The sequence below is a fragment of the Erwinia sp. B116 genome, assembly GCF_002865965.1.
Taxonomy (GTDB): domain Bacteria; phylum Pseudomonadota; class Gammaproteobacteria; order Enterobacterales; family Enterobacteriaceae; genus Erwinia.
On sequence record NZ_JRZZ01000002.1, the window covers coordinates 243,467 to 259,982 of the forward strand.

The following is a 16,516-nucleotide window of genomic DNA, read 5'->3' on the forward strand; positions in this document are numbered from 1 at the left end:
ATCCTCTCAGTGCTTTTTTTCTTTTCTGACCTGCCCTGTGTCTGATGCGGCTTACAGCGACTCCTGACTAATCTCATCCAGCGATAAGCTGAAGCTCGGCACAAATACGGTCATAAAGTAGTCCATCTCCGGGCTGTGGCGCTGGGCGAGGGTTTTCTCCAGCCGCGCCTTGGCCAGCAGGAACTCGTTGTTACCCGCCGACAGCTCCTCCAGGCACTTCAGATAAGCGCAAAGCGCGTCCGCCTGTTTGACGATGGCGGTCTCCGCCTCGCTGTGCTGTTGCTCATCTATCAGCGGTGCCCAGGCCGAACGCAGCTCTTCCGGCAGCATTTCGATCAGCTTCTGCTGGGCAATCTTCTCAATCTTTTTGTATTCGTGGGCGATTTGCGCGTTGTAGTACTTAACGGGCGTCGGCAGGTCGCCGGTCAGCACTTCGCTGGCATCATGATAAATGGCCATCATCGCGATACGGTCGGCGTTGAGGTTGCCGTTGAATTTCTTATTTTTAATCACCGCCAGCGCGTGGGCGACCATGGCCACCTGCAGGCTGTGCTCGGAGACGTTTTCGGTGCGCACGTTGCGCATCAGCGGCCAGCGGTTGATCAGCTTCAGGCGCGAGAGGTGGGCGAAAAAATGACTCTGGTTCATGATGTTGCCTCTGCTGGAAATGACAGAGAGCGGGGTTACCGCTCTCTGTTAACGTACGGAAAACACAAGGAACGCGGGGGTTACAGCTGGCGGTATCCGCCGAGGAAGCGACCAAACTTGTTAATCGCCATCTCAAGGTCATCAACGCGCGGCAGGGTGACGATGCGCACGTGATCCGGCCACGGCCAGTTAAACGCGGTGCCCTGCACCAGCAGCACTTTTTCCTGCAGCAGGAAGTCCAGCACCATCTTCTGGTCGTCGTGGATGTTGAACTTTTTCGCGTCAATTTTTGGGAACATATACAGCGCGCCCTGCGGCTTCACGCAACTGACGCCGGGGATCTCATTAATCAGCTCCCATGCGCGGTTGCGTTGTTCATACAGTCGGCCGCCGGGCTGAATAAATTCACTAATGCTCTGATAGCCGCCGAGCGCGGTCTGGATCGCGTGTTGCGCCGGGACGTTGGCGCACAGGCGCATTGAGGCCAGCATCTCCAGCCCTTCAATATAGCCTTTGGCGTGTTTCTTCGGCCCGTTCAGCACCATCCAGCCCTGACGGAAGCCCGCCACGCGGTAGGTTTTTGATAAACCGTTAAAAGTGATGGTCAGCAGGTCCGGCGCCAGCGCAGCGATCGAGTGGTGCTGGGCGGCGTCATACAGAATTTTGTCGTAGATTTCGTCGGCGAAGATAATCAGGTTATGTTCGCGGGCGATCTCAACCACCTGCAGCAGCAGCTCTTTGCTGTATACCGCACCGGTCGGGTTGTTCGGGTTAATGATCACAATGCCGCGGGTACGCGGGGTGATCTTGCTGCGGATATCGTCGAGGTCCGGGAACCAGCCGGCAGATTCGTCGCACAGATAGTGCACGGCCTTGCCACTGGAGAGCGAAACGGCGGCGGTCCACAGCGGGTAGTCCGGGGCGGGGACCAGCATCTCATCACCGCTGTTCAGCAGCGCCTGCATCGACTGAACAATCAACTCTGACACGCCGTTGCCGATATAGATATCTTCCACGGTCATGTCACGCATGCCGCGTGCCTGGTAGTGCTGCATGATCGCTTTCCGCGCCGAGTAGAGGCCCTTGGAGTCGCAGTAGCCTTGCGCGCTCGGCAGGTTACGGATCACGTCAACCAGGATTTCGTCCGGGGCTTCAAAACCAAAGGGGGCAGGGTTACCGATGTTCAGCTTTAGGACTTTATTACCTTCTTCTTCGAGGCGTTTGGCTTCTTTCAACACCGGGCCGCGAATGTCGTAACACACATTATCCAGTTTGCTGGATTTATCAATTGGGGTCATCTTCTGTCACCTTGACTGGCAGAAAGCCATTTTCCGCCGGGAAAATTGAAACATCACACAATGTACTCCTCTCCCCGGTGCTTTTGAAGGGCGGCGGCAGGCTTTGACAGGTTAAAGGACGTTTTTTCCGGCAACTGGCAGAGTGGTGACGAACAGGGGTTTAAGGTGACATTTCGTGCTTGTAAAGCGGCGTTCGTCGATACTAATAGCTGCCTGAGCCAGTTCCGGTATAGACTCTTGCCCCCTCAACGGCAGACTACGTATCTGTAACTCTCCCGTTTAGGTAAAAAATGATGGATTAATGATAAAGTAAACAGTCAAACAAGCCTTATTTGTCTGTCTGTTTTTTGCTCAATTCGTCGATTGTGTAAAAGTTGAACGACCGGCGGGTCGGGTTTGACGTTATGCCTCCGGCACCAGAGCGAAGGCAAAAAAAATCGGATTTGCCCAATTTTTTGCCTGCTTTCGGCGGGTGACCGACTAAATCATACTTTAGTGATGAGAATAATCATCCTGGGGCTTAAAAAGTAGACGGCAGTATGTCAGGATACCTTTCAGGAGACTTTGTAGCGGGCGAGCCGGTGTCGCGGGGAATGAAAAAATGCTTTTTATACCCCTGAAGCTTAAGTGACACTTAACTTTTTAGCTGTTTCCACAGCGTTCTGGTAATTTAATTTTCAGGGTTGTTTTAGACCCATCATTCCCCCTCTCAACACGTCATTGAGTCATCTCGGGGGAGCAATAACGACAACGACGCGGCTTCCTGCAACTTATGGGTTAGTACTGCGTGCATTAATGATGTATCAGACGGAAGAACCTTTTCCACTTTAGCGATGCGGCTGGCGCGTGATGTGTCAGTGCAGGCGGGAGACCAGGTCCTTCACGTCAGCGAATGAAAGTAATGCATCGGGCAATGTTTCATTGCTTAGCACTATCGCCATTGCGCACTAGTTATCGCCTTATCCCATTGATAGGGCTGGTAATACCAGGGTAGCTGTTTGTATAAAAAACTTATAAAGTGAAGAAAAACATGACTAACGCAAATCGTCCGATACTCAATCTCGACCTCGATCTGCTGAGAACCTTTGTTGCCGTTGCCGATCTGAATACCTTTGCGGCGGCGGCGGCGGCGGTCTGCAGAACGCAGTCGGCAGTCAGCCAGCAGATGCAACGACTGGAGCAACTGGTCGGCAAAGAGCTGTTTGCCCGACATGGGCGTAATAAGCTGCTCACTGAACATGGGATTCAGCTACTGGGTTACGCCAGAAAAATCCTGCGCTTCAATGATGAAGCCTGCACCTCGCTGATGTACAGCAACATTCAGGGTGTACTGACTATCGGGGCGTCTGACGACACCTCCGATACCATCCTGCCGTTCCTGCTTAACCGCGTTACCTCGGTCTATCCGAAACTGGCGATTGACGTTCGGGTGAAGCGCAATCCGTTTATGATGGAGATGCTCAATCAGGGCGAGGTCGACCTGGTGGTGACCACCTCCAGCCCGGGTAACTTTACCTGGCAGGTGCTGCGTACCTCGCCAACGCTGTGGTACTGCGCGGCGGATTACATCTTCCAGCGTGGCGAAGCGATTCCTCTGGTGCTGCTGGATGAGCCAAGCCCGTACCGTGACATGGCCATCGACCATCTGAACGAAGCGGGTATCCCGTGGCGCATCTCCTACGTGGCCTCGACCCTGGCGGCGGTCCGCGCGGCGGTGAAAGCCGGCCTCGGCGTGACGGCGCGTCCGGTCGAGATGATGAGCCCGGAACTGCGCGTGATGGGGGCGGCGGAAGGCCTGCCGCCGCTGCCGGATACGGAGTACCTGCTGTGCCGTAATCCGCAGAGCGATAACGAGCTGGCGCTGGCAATCTTCAACGCAATGGAGTCGGGTAACGATCCGTACAGCCTGGCGGTGACGCCGACGACTGACGGTGCCGTCTTCCTTGACGAAGAAGAGTGACTGTTAACGTAAACGATTATTTTTCTCATTAGTCAGTCGCTGCTGCCCGTTTAAATGATTAAAAAAGGCCTTTCGTGTGAAATGTTCACCGAAAGGCCTTTTTATTGTGATTAATTCTGTCTGAACCTCCCGGTTAAAGCGCATTTCGCCATTCACCTGCTGCAAAAGCAGACGTTAAGCCAAATCGACATTCTTCCTTCCTGGTATGAATCAATTGGTTCAATTATTGAATTGATTTAGCCCCCCCGAGTCGCCTGTTTTTGATGCGAAAAAGATAAAAGTGTGTCCTGGATCAAAAAAATAACCCCATTAAGGGGCAGGAAAACGTGACTAATCCTGCCAAAATAGACAAATTCATAGACCTGTTTCCTGCAAGGATTTGCTCGCTGCACTATGATCACATGATGCCACTGACACGATTTAGCGCTTTTTTTAGGCACTAATTGTTAATGTGGTGTTGCGGCTGTAAATTAATGTACGAATACATTTGTCTAAGTTGACAAAAGGTTAGTGAAAGGAGTAAAAAACCCCATAAAGTTGCTGGCTACTCTGGTGACAGCAAAATTTATAAGGTTTTTTCATTCTTCCCTTGAATCGTTGTGGTGTTGTTAACTGCCAGCATAGAGCAGGACGCGAGACACCACTTTTGGTGAGTAAGCAAAGGTATGTCAACAACCACAGAAGTCGTCGCCCATCATTGGGCATTTGCTGTTTTTCTCGTCGTCTCCATCGGCCTCTGCTGCCTGATGTTAGCCGGAGCATGGTTCCTCGGCTCAAAAGCCCGCGGAAGGCATACAAACACCCCTTTTGAATCCGGGATCGCCTCCGTTGGCAGCGCCAAACTGCGCCTGTCCGCCAAGTTCTATCTGGTCGCGATGTTCTTCGTCATCTTCGACGTTGAGGCCCTCTATCTCTATGCATGGTCGACTGCCATTCGCGAAAGCGGCTGGGTCGGCTTTGTAGAAGCCGCCATTTTCATTTTGGTTCTGCTTGCTGGCCTGGTTTACCTGGTTCGCATCGGCGCGCTGGACTGGGCACCGCCCCGTCGTCGCTTTGATGTGAAGAAGACCACCATTTCGCATTCCAATCGTCATACGCAGTAACAGCGAGGCACAACACATGGACTATACGCTCACTCGCGTAGACCCCAACGGCGAAAACGACCGTTATCCCCTGCAGAAACAGGAGATCGTCACCGATCCCCTGGAAAAGCACGTTCATCAAAGCGTCTACATGGGCAAGCTGGAACACGCCATGCACGACATGGTGAACTGGGGGCGCAAAAACTCACTCTGGCCGTTTAACTTCGGTCTTTCCTGTTGCTACGTCGAAATGACCACTTCGTTCACTGCGGTGCACGATGTGGCGCGTTTTGGCTCGGAAGTGATTCGTGCGTCGCCGCGTCAGGCCGATTTCATGGTGGTGGCGGGGACCTGCTTCACCAAGATGGCCCCGGTAGTGCAGCGCCTGTATGACCAGATGCTGGAACCTAAGTGGGTGATTTCAATGGGTGCCTGTGCCAACTCCGGCGGCATGTATGACATCTACTCCGTGGTGCAGGGCGTTGATAAGTTCCTGCCTGTGGATGTGTACATCCCTGGCTGCCCGCCGCGCCCGGAAGCCTACATGCAGGCGCTGCTGCTGCTGCAGGAGTCGATCGGCAAAGAGCGCCGTCCGCTGTCGTGGGTGGTGGGCGATCAGGGGGTTTATCGCGCCAATATGCAGTCTGAGCGCGAACGCAAACAGGCAGAGCGCATCGCGGTGACTAACCTGCGAACCCCTGACGAAATTTAAGACAGCAGTTTATGGATGTGGTCAATCAAGCGCGCAAAACAACACTAAGTCATCTGCGCTGACCCACCTGACGCCAACACTGAGTGCCTGTGTGACAGGCCAGCATGGTGAATAACCTATGACAGATTTAACCACGCAAGATCTCGCTCAGCCTTTATGGCAAACCCGTGATCACCAGGATGATCCGGTGATCGGCGAGCTGCGTAACCGCTTTGGACCGGATGCCTTTACCGTGCAGCCTACCCGCACCGGTGTGCCGGTGGTCTGGGTGCGTCGTGAGCAGTTACTGGAAGTTATTGAGTTCCTGCGCAAGCTGCCAAAACCCTACGTCATGCTGTATGACCTGCATGGCATGGACGAGCGCCTGCGTACCCACCGCGACGGTTTACCGGCCGCGGATTTTTCCGTTTTCTACCATTTCATCTCCATTGAACGCAACCGCGACATTATGCTCAAGGTGGCGTTGTCTGAAAATGACCTGCATGTGCCGACCATTACCAAAATTTTCCCGAATGCCAACTGGTATGAGCGCGAAACCTGGGAGATGTTCGGTATCGACGTGGTTGGTCACCCGCACCTGACGCGCATCATGATGCCGCAGACGTGGGAAGGGCACCCGCTGAGGAAAGACTACCCGGCGCGCGCCACCGAGTTTGACCCGTATGAGCTGACGAAGCAGAAAGAAGATCTGGAGATGGAGTCGCTGACCTTCAAGCCGGAAGAGTGGGGCATGAAGCGCAGCACGGCCAATGAGGACTTTATGTTCCTCAACCTTGGCCCGAACCACCCGTCAGCGCACGGTGCGTTCCGCATCATCCTGCAGCTGGACGGCGAAGAGATCGTCGACTGCGTGCCGGACATCGGTTACCACCACCGCGGTGCGGAAAAGATGGGCGAACGCCAGTCCTGGCACAGCTACATTCCGTATACTGACCGCATCGAGTATCTCGGCGGCTGCGTGAACGAAATGCCGTACGTGCTGGCGGTAGAAAAACTGGCCGGTATCAAAGTGCCCGAGCGCGTGGACGTGATCCGCGTGATGCTATCAGAGCTGTTCCGTATCAACAGCCACCTGCTGTATATCTCGACCTTTATTCAGGACGTTGGTGCCATGTCACCGGTGTTCTTTGCCTTTACCGACCGCCAGAAAATTTATGACGTAGTGGAAGCCATCACCGGTTTCCGTATGCACCCGGCCTGGTTCCGCATCGGCGGTGTGGCGCATGACCTGCCGAAAGGCTGGGAACGCCTGCTGCGCGAATTCCTCGACTGGATGCCAAAGCGTCTGAAAGCCTACGAACAGACCGCGCTGAAGAACTCGGTGCTGATTGCCCGTTCCAAAGGCGTTTCCGCCTACAACATGGAAGAGGCCCTGGCGTGGGGCACTACCGGTGCTGGCCTGCGCGCCACCGGTCTCGACTTTGACGTGCGTAAATGGCGTCCGTACTCCGGTTACGAGAACTTCGACTTTGAAGTGCCGATCGGTGATGGCGTCAGCTGTGCTTACACCCGTGTGATGCTGAAGATGGAAGAGATGCGCCAGAGTATGCGCATTCTGGAGCAGTGCCTGAAGAACATGCCGGCAGGCCCGTTCAAAGCCGACCATCCGCTGACCACGCCGCCGCCGAAAGAGCGCACGCTGCAGCATATCGAAACCCTGATCACTCACTTCCTGCAGGTTTCCTGGGGCCCGGTAATGCCGGCCAACGAATCCTTCCAGATGATTGAGGCGACCAAAGGGATCAACAGTTACTACCTGACCAGCGACGGCAGCACCATGAGCTACCGCACCCGCGTGCGCACGCCGAGCTTCCCGCACCTGCAGCAGATCCCTTCGGTGATCAACGGCAGCCTGGTATCCGACCTGATCGTATACCTCGGTAGTATTGATTTTGTTATGTCAGACGTGGACCGCTAATTATGCACGATCAACGAATTGCGATCGAAACGATCGAAGTTACTGAAGCTTTCATGCTGAGTGCGACAGAGCGCGACGCCATCGAGCATGAGAAGCACCACTACGAAGATGCCCGTGCCGCCTCTATTGAAGCGCTGAAAATCGTACAGAAGCAGCGCGGCTGGGTGCCGGACGGCGCGATCGGTGCCATTGCCGACGTACTGGGCATCCCGGCCAGCGACGTTGAAGGCGTTGCCACCTTTTACAGCCAGATCTACCGCACGCCGGTGGGTCGCCATGTGATCCGTTACTGTGACAGCGTGGTGTGCCATATCACCGGCTATCAGGGGATCCAGACGGCGCTGGAAGAGAATCTGCATATCAAGCCAGGCCAGACTACCGCGGACGGGCGTTTTACCCTGCTGCCAACCTGCTGCCTCGGTAACTGCGACAAAGGGCCGGTAATGATGGTGGGTGATGATACCCACGTGCATCTGACCCCGGAAGGTATCGTCAAATTACTGGAGCAGTATCAATGAGACAGATCGTGCGTACTGCCGAAACCCATCCGCTGACCTGGCGGATGCGTGAGGATAAGGCACCGGTATTTTTTGACGAATACCGCAGCAAAAACGGTTATGCCGGCGCGGAAAAAGCGCTGAAAAGCATGTCACCGGAAGAGATCGTCAATGCGGTTAAAGACTCCGGCCTGAAAGGGCGCGGCGGTGCCGGCTTCTCCACCGGCCTGAAGTGGAGCCTGATGCCGAAAGACGAGTCCATGAACATCCGTTACCTGCTGTGTAACGCCGATGAGATGGAACCGGGCACCTATAAAGACCGTCTGCTGATGGAGCAGATGCCACACCAGCTGGTGGAAGGCATGCTGATCAGCGCCTTCGCGCTGAAAACCTATCGCGGCTACATCTTCCTGCGCGGCGAGTATATCGAGGCGGCGGAAAACCTGCGCCGCGCGATTGCCGAAGCCACCGAAGCGGGCCTGCTGGGTAAAAATATCCTCGGCACCGGCTTTGACTTCGAGCTGATGGTCCACACCGGTGCCGGCCGCTACATCTGCGGTGAAGAGACGGCGCTGATTAACTCGCTGGAAGGCCGCCGCGCCAACCCGCGCTCCAAGCCGCCGTTCCCGGCCTCGGCCGGTGCCTGGGGCAAGCCGACCTGCGTAAATAACGTGGAAACCCTCTCCAACGTGCCGGCGATCCTTGCCAACGGCGTGGAGTGGTACAAGAACATCTCTACCAGCGACGACGCCGGTACCAAAATGATGGGCTTCTCTGGCCGGGTGAAAAACCCGGGCGTCTGGGAACTGCCGTTTGGCACCACCGCGCGCGAGATCCTCGAAGAGTACGCCGGCGGCATGCGTGACGGGCTGAAGTTTAAAGCCTGGCAGCCGGGCGGTGCCGGGACCGACTTCCTCACCGAGCAGCACCTCGACCTGCCGATGGAGTTTGCCACCATTGGCAAAGCCGGCAGCCGTCTGGGTACCGCGCTGGCGATGGCGGTGGACCACGAGATCAATATGGTGTCGCTGGTGCGTAACCTGGAAGAGTTCTTCGCCCGCGAATCCTGCGGCTGGTGTACGCCCTGCCGCGATGGCCTGCCGTGGAGCGTCAAAATTCTGCGCGCGCTGGAGCGTAAGCAGGGGCAGCCTGGGGATATTGAAACCCTGCTGCAACTCTGCCGCCAGCTCGGCCCGGGTAAAACCTTCTGTGCGCATGCGCCTGGTGCGGTAGAGCCGCTGCAGAGCGCCATTAAATACTTCCGCGAAGAGTTCGAAGCGGGGATGGCGCCTCAGGTTTACAGCAACGCTCACGCAATTAGCGGCATCCAGCCCAACCTGTTAAAGGCGCGCTGGTAAGCAAAGTTTAACGCCCGTTTATGACGGGCCTTACGGAAGCATGTTCACTATGGCTACAATTCATGTAGACGGTAAAGAATATGATGTGGATGGCGGAGACAACCTGCTACAGGCGTGTCTCTCCCTCGGCCTCGATATTCCCTATTTTTGCTGGCACCCGGCGCTCGGTAGCGTTGGCGCCTGCCGCCAGTGCGCGGTAAAACAGTACGCTAACGCCGAAGATACCCGCGGTCGTCTGGTGATGTCCTGTATGACGCCAGCGTCTGACGGCACCTTTATTTCAATCGACGATGGTGAAGCGAAAGAGTTTCGCGAAAGCGTGGTCGAGTGGCTGATGACCAACCACCCGCACGACTGTCCGGTGTGTGAAGAGGGCGGCAACTGTCACCTGCAGGATATGACGGTGATGACCGGCCACAGCTTCCGCCGTTACCGCTTCACCAAGCGTACCCACCGCAATCAGGATCTCGGTCCGTTTATCTCTCACGAGATGAACCGCTGCATCGCCTGTTACCGCTGCGTGCGCTACTACAAAGATTACGCCGACGGCACCGACCTCGGCGTGTACGGCGCGCACGATAACGTCTACTTTGGCCGCCCGGAAGATGGCGTGCTGGAGAGCGAGTTCTCCGGCAACCTGGTAGAAATCTGCCCGACCGGCGTGTTCACCGACAAAACCCACTCCGAGCGTTATAACCGTAAGTGGGACATGCAGTACGCGCCAAGCATCTGCCAGCAGTGCAGCATCGGCTGTAACACCAGCCCGGGCGAGCGCTATGGCGAGCTGCGCCGCATTGAAAACCGCTACAACGGCACCGTTAACAGCTATTTCCTCTGTGACCGGGGCCGTTTCGGTTACGGTTACGTAAACCTGAAAGATCGTCCGCGCCAGCCGCTGCAGCGTCGTGGCAACGACTGGATCGCCCTCAACGCCGAGCAGGCGATGCAGGGGGCCGCCGATGTGCTGCGCCAGGCGAAGAAGGTGATCGGTATCGGTTCCCCGCGCGCCAGCGTTGAGAGCAACTTTGCGCTGCGCGACCTGGTCGGCGCTGAGAACTTCTCTACCGGTATCCCGGCGGGCGAGCAGGCGCGTCTGGAGCTGATGCTGAGCATTCTGCGCGACGGAGGTATCCATACGCCATCGCTGCACGATATTGAAAGCTACGATGCGGTGCTGGTGCTGGGTGAAGATCTGACCCAGACCGGCGCGCGCATTGCGCTGGCCGTACGTCAGGCGGTGAAGGGCAAATCCCGTGATATGGCCGCGGCGCAGAAAGTCGCCGACTGGCAGATTGCGGCGATCCTTAACATCGGACAGAACGCCAAACACCCGCTGTTTATCACCAACGTTGACGAAACCCGCATGGATGACATCGCCGCGTGGAGCTATCGCGCCCCGGTAGAAGACCAGGCGCGTCTCGGCTTCGCTATCGCCCATGAGCTGGACGCCAGCGCACCGGCGGTGAGCGATCTTGATAAGTCTCTCGCTGGTAAAATCGACGTCGTGGTGCAGGCGCTGGCCGGTGCCCGTAAACCGCTGATCATCTCCGGCACCAACGCCGGCAGTGAAGCGGTGATTCAGGCGGCGGCCAACGTGGCGAAAGCGCTGAAAGGGCGCGGTGCCGACGTCGGTATCACCCTGCTGCCAACGGCAACAAACAGCATCGGTGTCGGTCTGATCGGCGGTCAGACGCTTGACGCAGCGCTGAGCCAGCTGGCCAGCGGTGAAGCCGATGCGGCTATCGTGCTGGAAAACGACCTTTATCGCCACCTGCCGAAAGCGCAGGTTGACGCGGCGCTGAGCAACACCGCCAACGTGATCGTTATCGACCATCAGCGCACCAAAACCACCGAACAGGCCGGCCTGATCCTCTCTACGGCCAGTTTTGCCGAGAGCGATGGCACGGTGATTAACCAGGAAGGCCGCGCACAGCGCTTCTTCCAGGTGTATGACCCGGCTTACTACGACGAAAAAGTACAGATGCTGGAGAGCTGGCGCTGGCTGCATTCCCTGCAGAGCACCATCAACAGCCGCGAAGTGGACTGGAGCCAGCTGGATCACGTGATTGACGCCTGTGTGGCGGCACTGCCGCAGCTGGCTGCGATCAAAGACGCCGCGCCGGATGCCAGTTTCCGTATTCGTGGTCAGAAGCTGTCGCGTTCACCGCACCGCTCCAGCGGCCGAACCGCGATGCGCGCCAACATCAGCGTGCATGAACCGCGTCAGCCGCAGGATAAAGACACCATGTTCGCCTTCTCAATGGAAGGGAACAACCAGCCGGGCGCCGCGCGCTCGCAGATCCCGTTTGCCTGGGCACCAGGCTGGAACTCACCGCAGGCATGGAATAAATTCCAGGCTGAAGTGGGCGGTAAACTGCGTAACGGCGATCCGGGCGTGCGTCTGTTCGAAGCGGCCGAAGGCCAGCTGGCATGGTTCGATAACGTACCGGCATCCTTTACCGGTAATGAGAACAGCTGGCGCGTCGCCCCTTACTTCCAGCTGTTTGGCAGTGAGGAGATGACCCAGCGTGCACCGGTTATCCAGCAGCGTATGGCCGCGCCTTGCGTGGTGGTCAACCCGCAGGACGCCGCGAAGCTGGGCGTTAATGCCGGTGCGGTGCTGCAGTTTACCTGTCAGGGTGAGCAGCTGCGTCTGCCGGTACGCTTCTCCAGCCAGCTGCAGGCAGGGCAGGTGGGTCTGCCGCTCGGTCTGCCGGGCATCCCGCCGTTCCTGTCGGGCGCTGAAATTGACAATCTGCAGGAGGCAGTCCAATGAACTGGCTGACACCGGAAGTGATTGATGTGCTGATCGCCGTGGGTAAAGCGCTGGTGATCCTGTTCGTGGTGGTCGGCTGCGGTGCCTTTATGAGCTTCGGCGAACGTCGCCTGCTCGGCCTGTTCCAGAACCGCTACGGACCTAACCGTGTCGGCTGGGGCGGTTCGCTGCAGCTGGTGGCCGACATGATCAAAATGTTCTTTAAAGAGGACTGGATCCCGCCGTTTACCGACCGGGTGATCTTTACCCTGGCACCGATGATCGCCTTTACCTCGCTGCTGCTGGCGATGGCGATCGTGCCGGTTACCTCCACCTGGATGGGCGCAGACCTGAACATCGGCCTGCTGTTCTTCCTGATGATGGCAGGCCTGGCGGTGTATGCGGTGCTGTTCGCCGGCTGGTCGAGTAATAACAAATACTCGCTGCTGGGTGCGATGCGTGCCTCCGCGCAGACCCTGAGCTACGAAGTGTTCCTCGGCCTGTCGTTGATGGGCGTGGTGGCGCAGGCCGGCTCGTTCAACATGGTTGAGATCGTTAACAGCCAGACTCACCTGTGGAACGTGATCCCGCAGTTCCTCGGCTTTATGACCTTCTGTATCGCCGGCGTTGCGGTGTGTCACCGCCACCCGTTTGACCAGCCAGAAGCGGAGCAGGAACTGGCCGATGGTTACCACATTGAATATGCCGGTATGAAGTTCGGCCTGTTCTTCGTCGGTGAATACGTCGGTATCGTCACCGTCTCCGCGCTGATTGTGACGCTGTTCTTCGGCGGCTGGCACGGTCCGTGGCTGCCACCGATCTTCTGGTTCGCTATTAAAACGGCCTTCTTCATGATGATGTTTATTCTGATTCGTGCTGCTCTGCCGCGTCCGCGCTATGACCAGGTAATGTCGTTCGGCTGGAAAGTTTGTCTGCCGTTGACGCTGTTGAACCTGCTGGCTACCGCCGCAGTGATTCTGTACACGGCGCAGTAAGGGGTTAAGAACATGACATTAAAAGAACTTGCCGTTGGTTTCGGCACCACGTTACGCAGTATCTGGCTGATTGGCCTGAACGCCTTCGCGAAACGTGAAACCATGATGTACCCGGAAGAGCCGGTTTATCTGCCGCCGCGTTACCGTGGCCGTATCGTGCTGACGCGCGATCCGGACGGCCAGGAGCGCTGCGTGGCCTGTAACCTGTGTGCGGTTGCCTGCCCGGTGGGCTGTATCTCGCTGCAGAAGGCCGAAATGGCCGATGGCCGCTGGTATCCGGAGTTCTTCCGCATCAACTTCTCGCGCTGCATCTTCTGTGGCCTGTGTGAAGAAGCCTGCCCGACCACGGCGATTCAGCTGACCCCGGACTTCGAAATGGGTGAGTTTAAACGCCAGGATCTGGTCTATGAAAAAGAGAACCTGCTGATCTCCGGCCCGGGCAAATACCCGGAATACAACTTCTACCGGATGGCGGGTATGGCGATCGACGGTAAAGATAAAGGCTCCGCTGAAAACGAAGCTCCACCCATCGACGTCAAAGGCTTGTTACCTTAAGGAGCCAGGCATGGAATTTGCGTTTTATCTGTGTGGTCTGGTGGCGGTGGTCGCGACGTTGCGCGTGATCACCCACACCAACCCGGTACATGCGTTGCTGTACCTGATCGTCTCACTGCTGGCGGTCTCCGGCGTGTTTTTCTCACTCGGTGCCTATTTCGCCGGTGCGCTGGAGATTATCGTTTATGCCGGTGCCATTATGGTGCTGTTCGTCTTCGTGGTGATGATGCTGAACCTCGGCGGTGCCGAAGTGCAGCAGGAGCGTGACTGGCTGAAGCCGGGCATGTGGGCAGGCCCGGGCCTGCTGTCGCTGGTGCTGCTGACGGTGATTGTCTATGCCATCCGCACGGTGAATGACCAGGGCATCGAAGGCACGATGATCGACGCGAAACAGGTCGGTATCAGCCTGTTCGGACCTTACGTGCTGGCGGTCGAGCTGGCGTCAATGCTGCTGCTGGCCGGTCTGGTGGTGGCGTATCACATCGGACGTGAACAGCGTGCGGGCGAGGTGCTCAGCAACCGCCCGGCTGACGCGGCTAAAAATCGTAAAGAGGAGCAGCTATGATCCCTCTGCAGCACGGCCTGATTCTGGCGGCGATCCTGTTTGTCCTCGGCCTGACCGGGGTAATGATCCGCCGCAACCTGCTGTTTATGTTGATTAGCCTCGAAATCATGATTAACGCTGCGGCACTGGCGTTCGTGGTGGCGGGGAGTTACTGGGGCCAGGCAGACGGCCAGGTGATGTTTATCCTGGCGATCAGCCTGGCTGCAGCGGAGGCCAGCATTGGCCTGGCGCTGCTGCTGCAGCTTCATCGCCGCAGCCAGAACCTCAACATTGATAAAGTGAGCGAGATGCGCGGATGAACCTTCTCTATTTAACAGTCCTGTTTCCGCTGATCGGCTTCCTGCTGCTGGCGTTCTCCCGTGGCCGCTGGTCCGAGAACCTGTCAGCAACCGTCGGTATGGGCTCGGTGGGCCTGGCGGCGCTGGTCACCCTGTATGCCGGCGTGGATTTCTTCAACAACGGTCAGCAGGTGTTTAACCAGGCGCTGTGGACCTGGATGCAGGTCGGCAACTTTAAGATTGACGTTAACCTGACGCTGGACGGCCTGTCGCTGACCATGCTGTCGGTGGTCACCGGCGTCGGCTTCTTTATCCATATGTTTGCCTCCTGGTATATGCGTGGGGAAGAGGGTTACTCGCGCTTCTTCGCCTATACCAACCTGTTTATCGCCAGCATGGTGGTTCTGGTGCTGGCCGATAACCTGATGCTGATGTATCTCGGCTGGGAAGGCGTGGGCCTCTGCTCCTACCTGCTGATCGGCTTCTACTACACCAACCCGAACAACGGTGCGGCGGCGATGAAAGCCTTTGTCATCACCCGCGTCGGTGACGTGTTCCTCGCGTTTGCGCTGTTCATCCTCTGGAACGAACTGGGCACGCTGAACTTCCGTGAGGTGGTAGAACTGGCACCGGCGCACTTCGCCGCTGACAACCACATGCTGCAGTGGGCTACCCTGATGCTGCTGGGCGGCGCGGTCGGTAAATCCGCTCAGCTACCGCTGCAGACCTGGCTGGCCGATGCGATGGCGGGTCCGACCCCGGTTTCTGCCCTGATCCACGCGGCGACCATGGTCACCGCCGGCGTTTACCTGATTGCCCGTACCCACGGCCTGTTCCTGTTAACGCCGGACGTTCTGCACCTGGTTGGCATTATTGGTGCGGTAACGCTGCTGCTGGCCGGTTTTGCCGCGCTGGTGCAGACCGACATCAAACGCGTGCTGGCCTACTCGACCATGAGCCAGATTGGCTACATGTTCCTGGCGCTGGGCGTGCAGGCGTGGGACGCGGCTATCTTCCATCTGATGACGCACGCGTTCTTTAAAGCGCTGCTGTTCCTCTCGTCCGGTTCGGTGATCCTTGCCTGTCACCACGAGCAGAACATCTTCAAGATGGGCGGCCTGCGTAAGAGCATTCCGTTGGTCTACACCTGCTTCCTGGTAGGCGGCGCGGCGCTGTCGGCACTGCCGCTGATCACTGCCGGCTTCTTCAGTAAGGATGAGATCCTTGCCGGTGCGCTGGCTAACGGTCATCTCAACCTGATGGTTGCCGGCCTGGCCGGGGCCTTTATGACGTCGCTCTACACCTTCCGCATGATCTTCATCACCTTCCACGGTGAAGAGAAGATCCACGCGCACGCGGGCAAGGGGATTACCCATCACCTGCCGCTGCTGGTGCTGCTGGTGCTCTCAACCTTTATCGGTGCGCTGATTGTGCCACCGCTGCGCGGCGTACTGCCGGAAACCACCGAGCTGGCGCACGGCAGCGTGCTGTGGCTTGAGATCGGTTCCGGCGTGGTGGCGATTGTCGGTATTCTGCTGGCCGCGGCGCTGTGGCTGGGCAAACGCTCGCTGGTGACCTCCATCGCCAACAGCGCGCCGGGTCGTTTCTTCTCCACCTGGTGGTTTGCTGCCTGGGGCTTCGACTGGCTGTACGACAAAGTCTTCGTTAAGCCTTACCTGCTTATTGCCCGGCTGCTCTCACGCGACCCGCTGAACTCGCTGATGAACATCCCGGCAGGGCTGGCCAGCCTGAGTAACAAAGGGCTGCTGGTGAGTGAGAACGGATATCTGCGCTGGTATCTGGCCGCGATGAGCATCGGTGCCGTGGTGGTGCTGGGCCTGTTGATGGTGCTGTAAAGGTTAGTGAGTGGGGGGGGCTTTCCCCCCCGAAAAGAT

The 16,516-nt window shown here is 57.4% G+C and carries 13 protein-coding genes and 1 pseudogene; 12 read left to right on the plus strand and 2 right to left on the minus strand.

The window, feature by feature from the left end; translation table 11 throughout:
- Positions 1–51 precede the first annotated feature (51 nt).
- Complete coding sequence (gene yfbR / locus NV64_RS02575) at positions 52–648, minus strand: 5'-deoxynucleotidase (RefSeq protein WP_056239495.1); 597 nt, start codon at positions 646–648, stop codon at positions 52–54.
- Between the two features lie 80 nt (positions 649–728).
- Positions 729–1,946: a pyridoxal phosphate-dependent aminotransferase gene (locus tag NV64_RS02580; protein WP_056239498.1), complete on the minus strand. Its 1,218-nt coding sequence runs from the start codon at positions 1,944–1,946 to the stop codon at positions 729–731.
- A gap of 1,030 nt (positions 1,947–2,976) precedes the next feature.
- On the opposite strand from NV64_RS02580, the gene lrhA reads away from it, so the two are divergent.
- The 12 genes and pseudogenes from lrhA (at position 2,977) to nuoL (ending at position 16,477) form a co-directional block, all read left to right on the plus strand.
- Entirely contained in the window at positions 2,977–3,906 is a 930-nt protein-coding gene (gene lrhA / locus NV64_RS02585; protein WP_056239501.1) for a transcriptional regulator LrhA, read from the plus strand.
- 665 nt (positions 3,907–4,571) lie between these two features.
- Complete coding sequence (locus NV64_RS02590) at positions 4,572–5,009, plus strand: NADH-quinone oxidoreductase subunit A (RefSeq protein ID WP_056239504.1); 438 nt, start codon at positions 4,572–4,574, stop codon at positions 5,007–5,009.
- Between the two features lie 16 nt (positions 5,010–5,025).
- Positions 5,026–5,700: an NADH-quinone oxidoreductase subunit B family protein gene (locus NV64_RS02595; protein ID WP_056239505.1), complete on the plus strand. Its 675-nt coding sequence runs from the start codon at positions 5,026–5,028 to the stop codon at positions 5,698–5,700.
- A 104-nt stretch (positions 5,701–5,804) separates the two neighbouring features.
- Positions 5,805–7,618: pseudogene (gene nuoC / locus NV64_RS02600) on the plus strand (NADH-quinone oxidoreductase subunit C/D).
- Between the two features lie 2 nt (positions 7,619–7,620).
- Positions 7,621–8,136, plus strand: coding sequence for an NADH-quinone oxidoreductase subunit NuoE (gene nuoE, locus NV64_RS02605; RefSeq protein WP_056239511.1), 516 nt, complete (start codon positions 7,621–7,623; stop codon positions 8,134–8,136).
- Positions 8,133–9,473 carry an NADH-quinone oxidoreductase subunit NuoF gene (gene nuoF, locus NV64_RS02610; RefSeq protein ID WP_056239514.1) on the plus strand — a complete coding sequence of 447 codons (1,341 nt, stop codon included), beginning with the start codon at positions 8,133–8,135 and terminating at the stop codon, positions 9,471–9,473. Before nuoE ends, nuoF begins: the two co-directional genes overlap by 4 nt.
- A 49-nt stretch (positions 9,474–9,522) precedes the next feature.
- Entirely contained in the window at positions 9,523–12,249 is a 2,727-nt protein-coding gene (nuoG, locus tag NV64_RS02615; RefSeq protein WP_101505250.1) for an NADH-quinone oxidoreductase subunit NuoG, read from the plus strand.
- Positions 12,246–13,223 carry an NADH-quinone oxidoreductase subunit NuoH gene (nuoH, locus tag NV64_RS02620; protein ID WP_056239521.1) on the plus strand — a complete coding sequence of 326 codons (978 nt, stop codon included), beginning with the start codon at positions 12,246–12,248 and terminating at the stop codon, positions 13,221–13,223. Before nuoG ends, nuoH begins: the two co-directional genes overlap by 4 nt.
- Positions 13,224–13,235: 12 nt before the next feature.
- Positions 13,236–13,778, plus strand: a complete 543-nt coding sequence (gene nuoI / locus NV64_RS02625; RefSeq protein ID WP_056239524.1) for an NADH-quinone oxidoreductase subunit NuoI — start codon at positions 13,236–13,238, stop codon at positions 13,776–13,778.
- Positions 13,779–13,788: 10 nt separating this feature from the next.
- Positions 13,789–14,343 (plus strand): NADH-quinone oxidoreductase subunit J, encoded by a 555-nt coding sequence (gene nuoJ, locus NV64_RS02630; RefSeq protein WP_056239527.1) that lies wholly within the window; start codon positions 13,789–13,791, stop codon positions 14,341–14,343.
- Positions 14,340–14,642, plus strand: a complete 303-nt coding sequence (gene nuoK, locus NV64_RS02635) for an NADH-quinone oxidoreductase subunit NuoK (protein WP_056239530.1) — start codon at positions 14,340–14,342, stop codon at positions 14,640–14,642. The genes nuoJ and nuoK overlap by 4 nt, the downstream gene beginning before the upstream one ends.
- Positions 14,639–16,477 (plus strand): NADH-quinone oxidoreductase subunit L, encoded by a 1,839-nt coding sequence (gene nuoL / locus NV64_RS02640; RefSeq protein WP_056239534.1) that lies wholly within the window; start codon positions 14,639–14,641, stop codon positions 16,475–16,477. The genes nuoK and nuoL overlap by 4 nt, the downstream gene beginning before the upstream one ends.
- Positions 16,478–16,516: the final 39 nt, after the last annotated feature.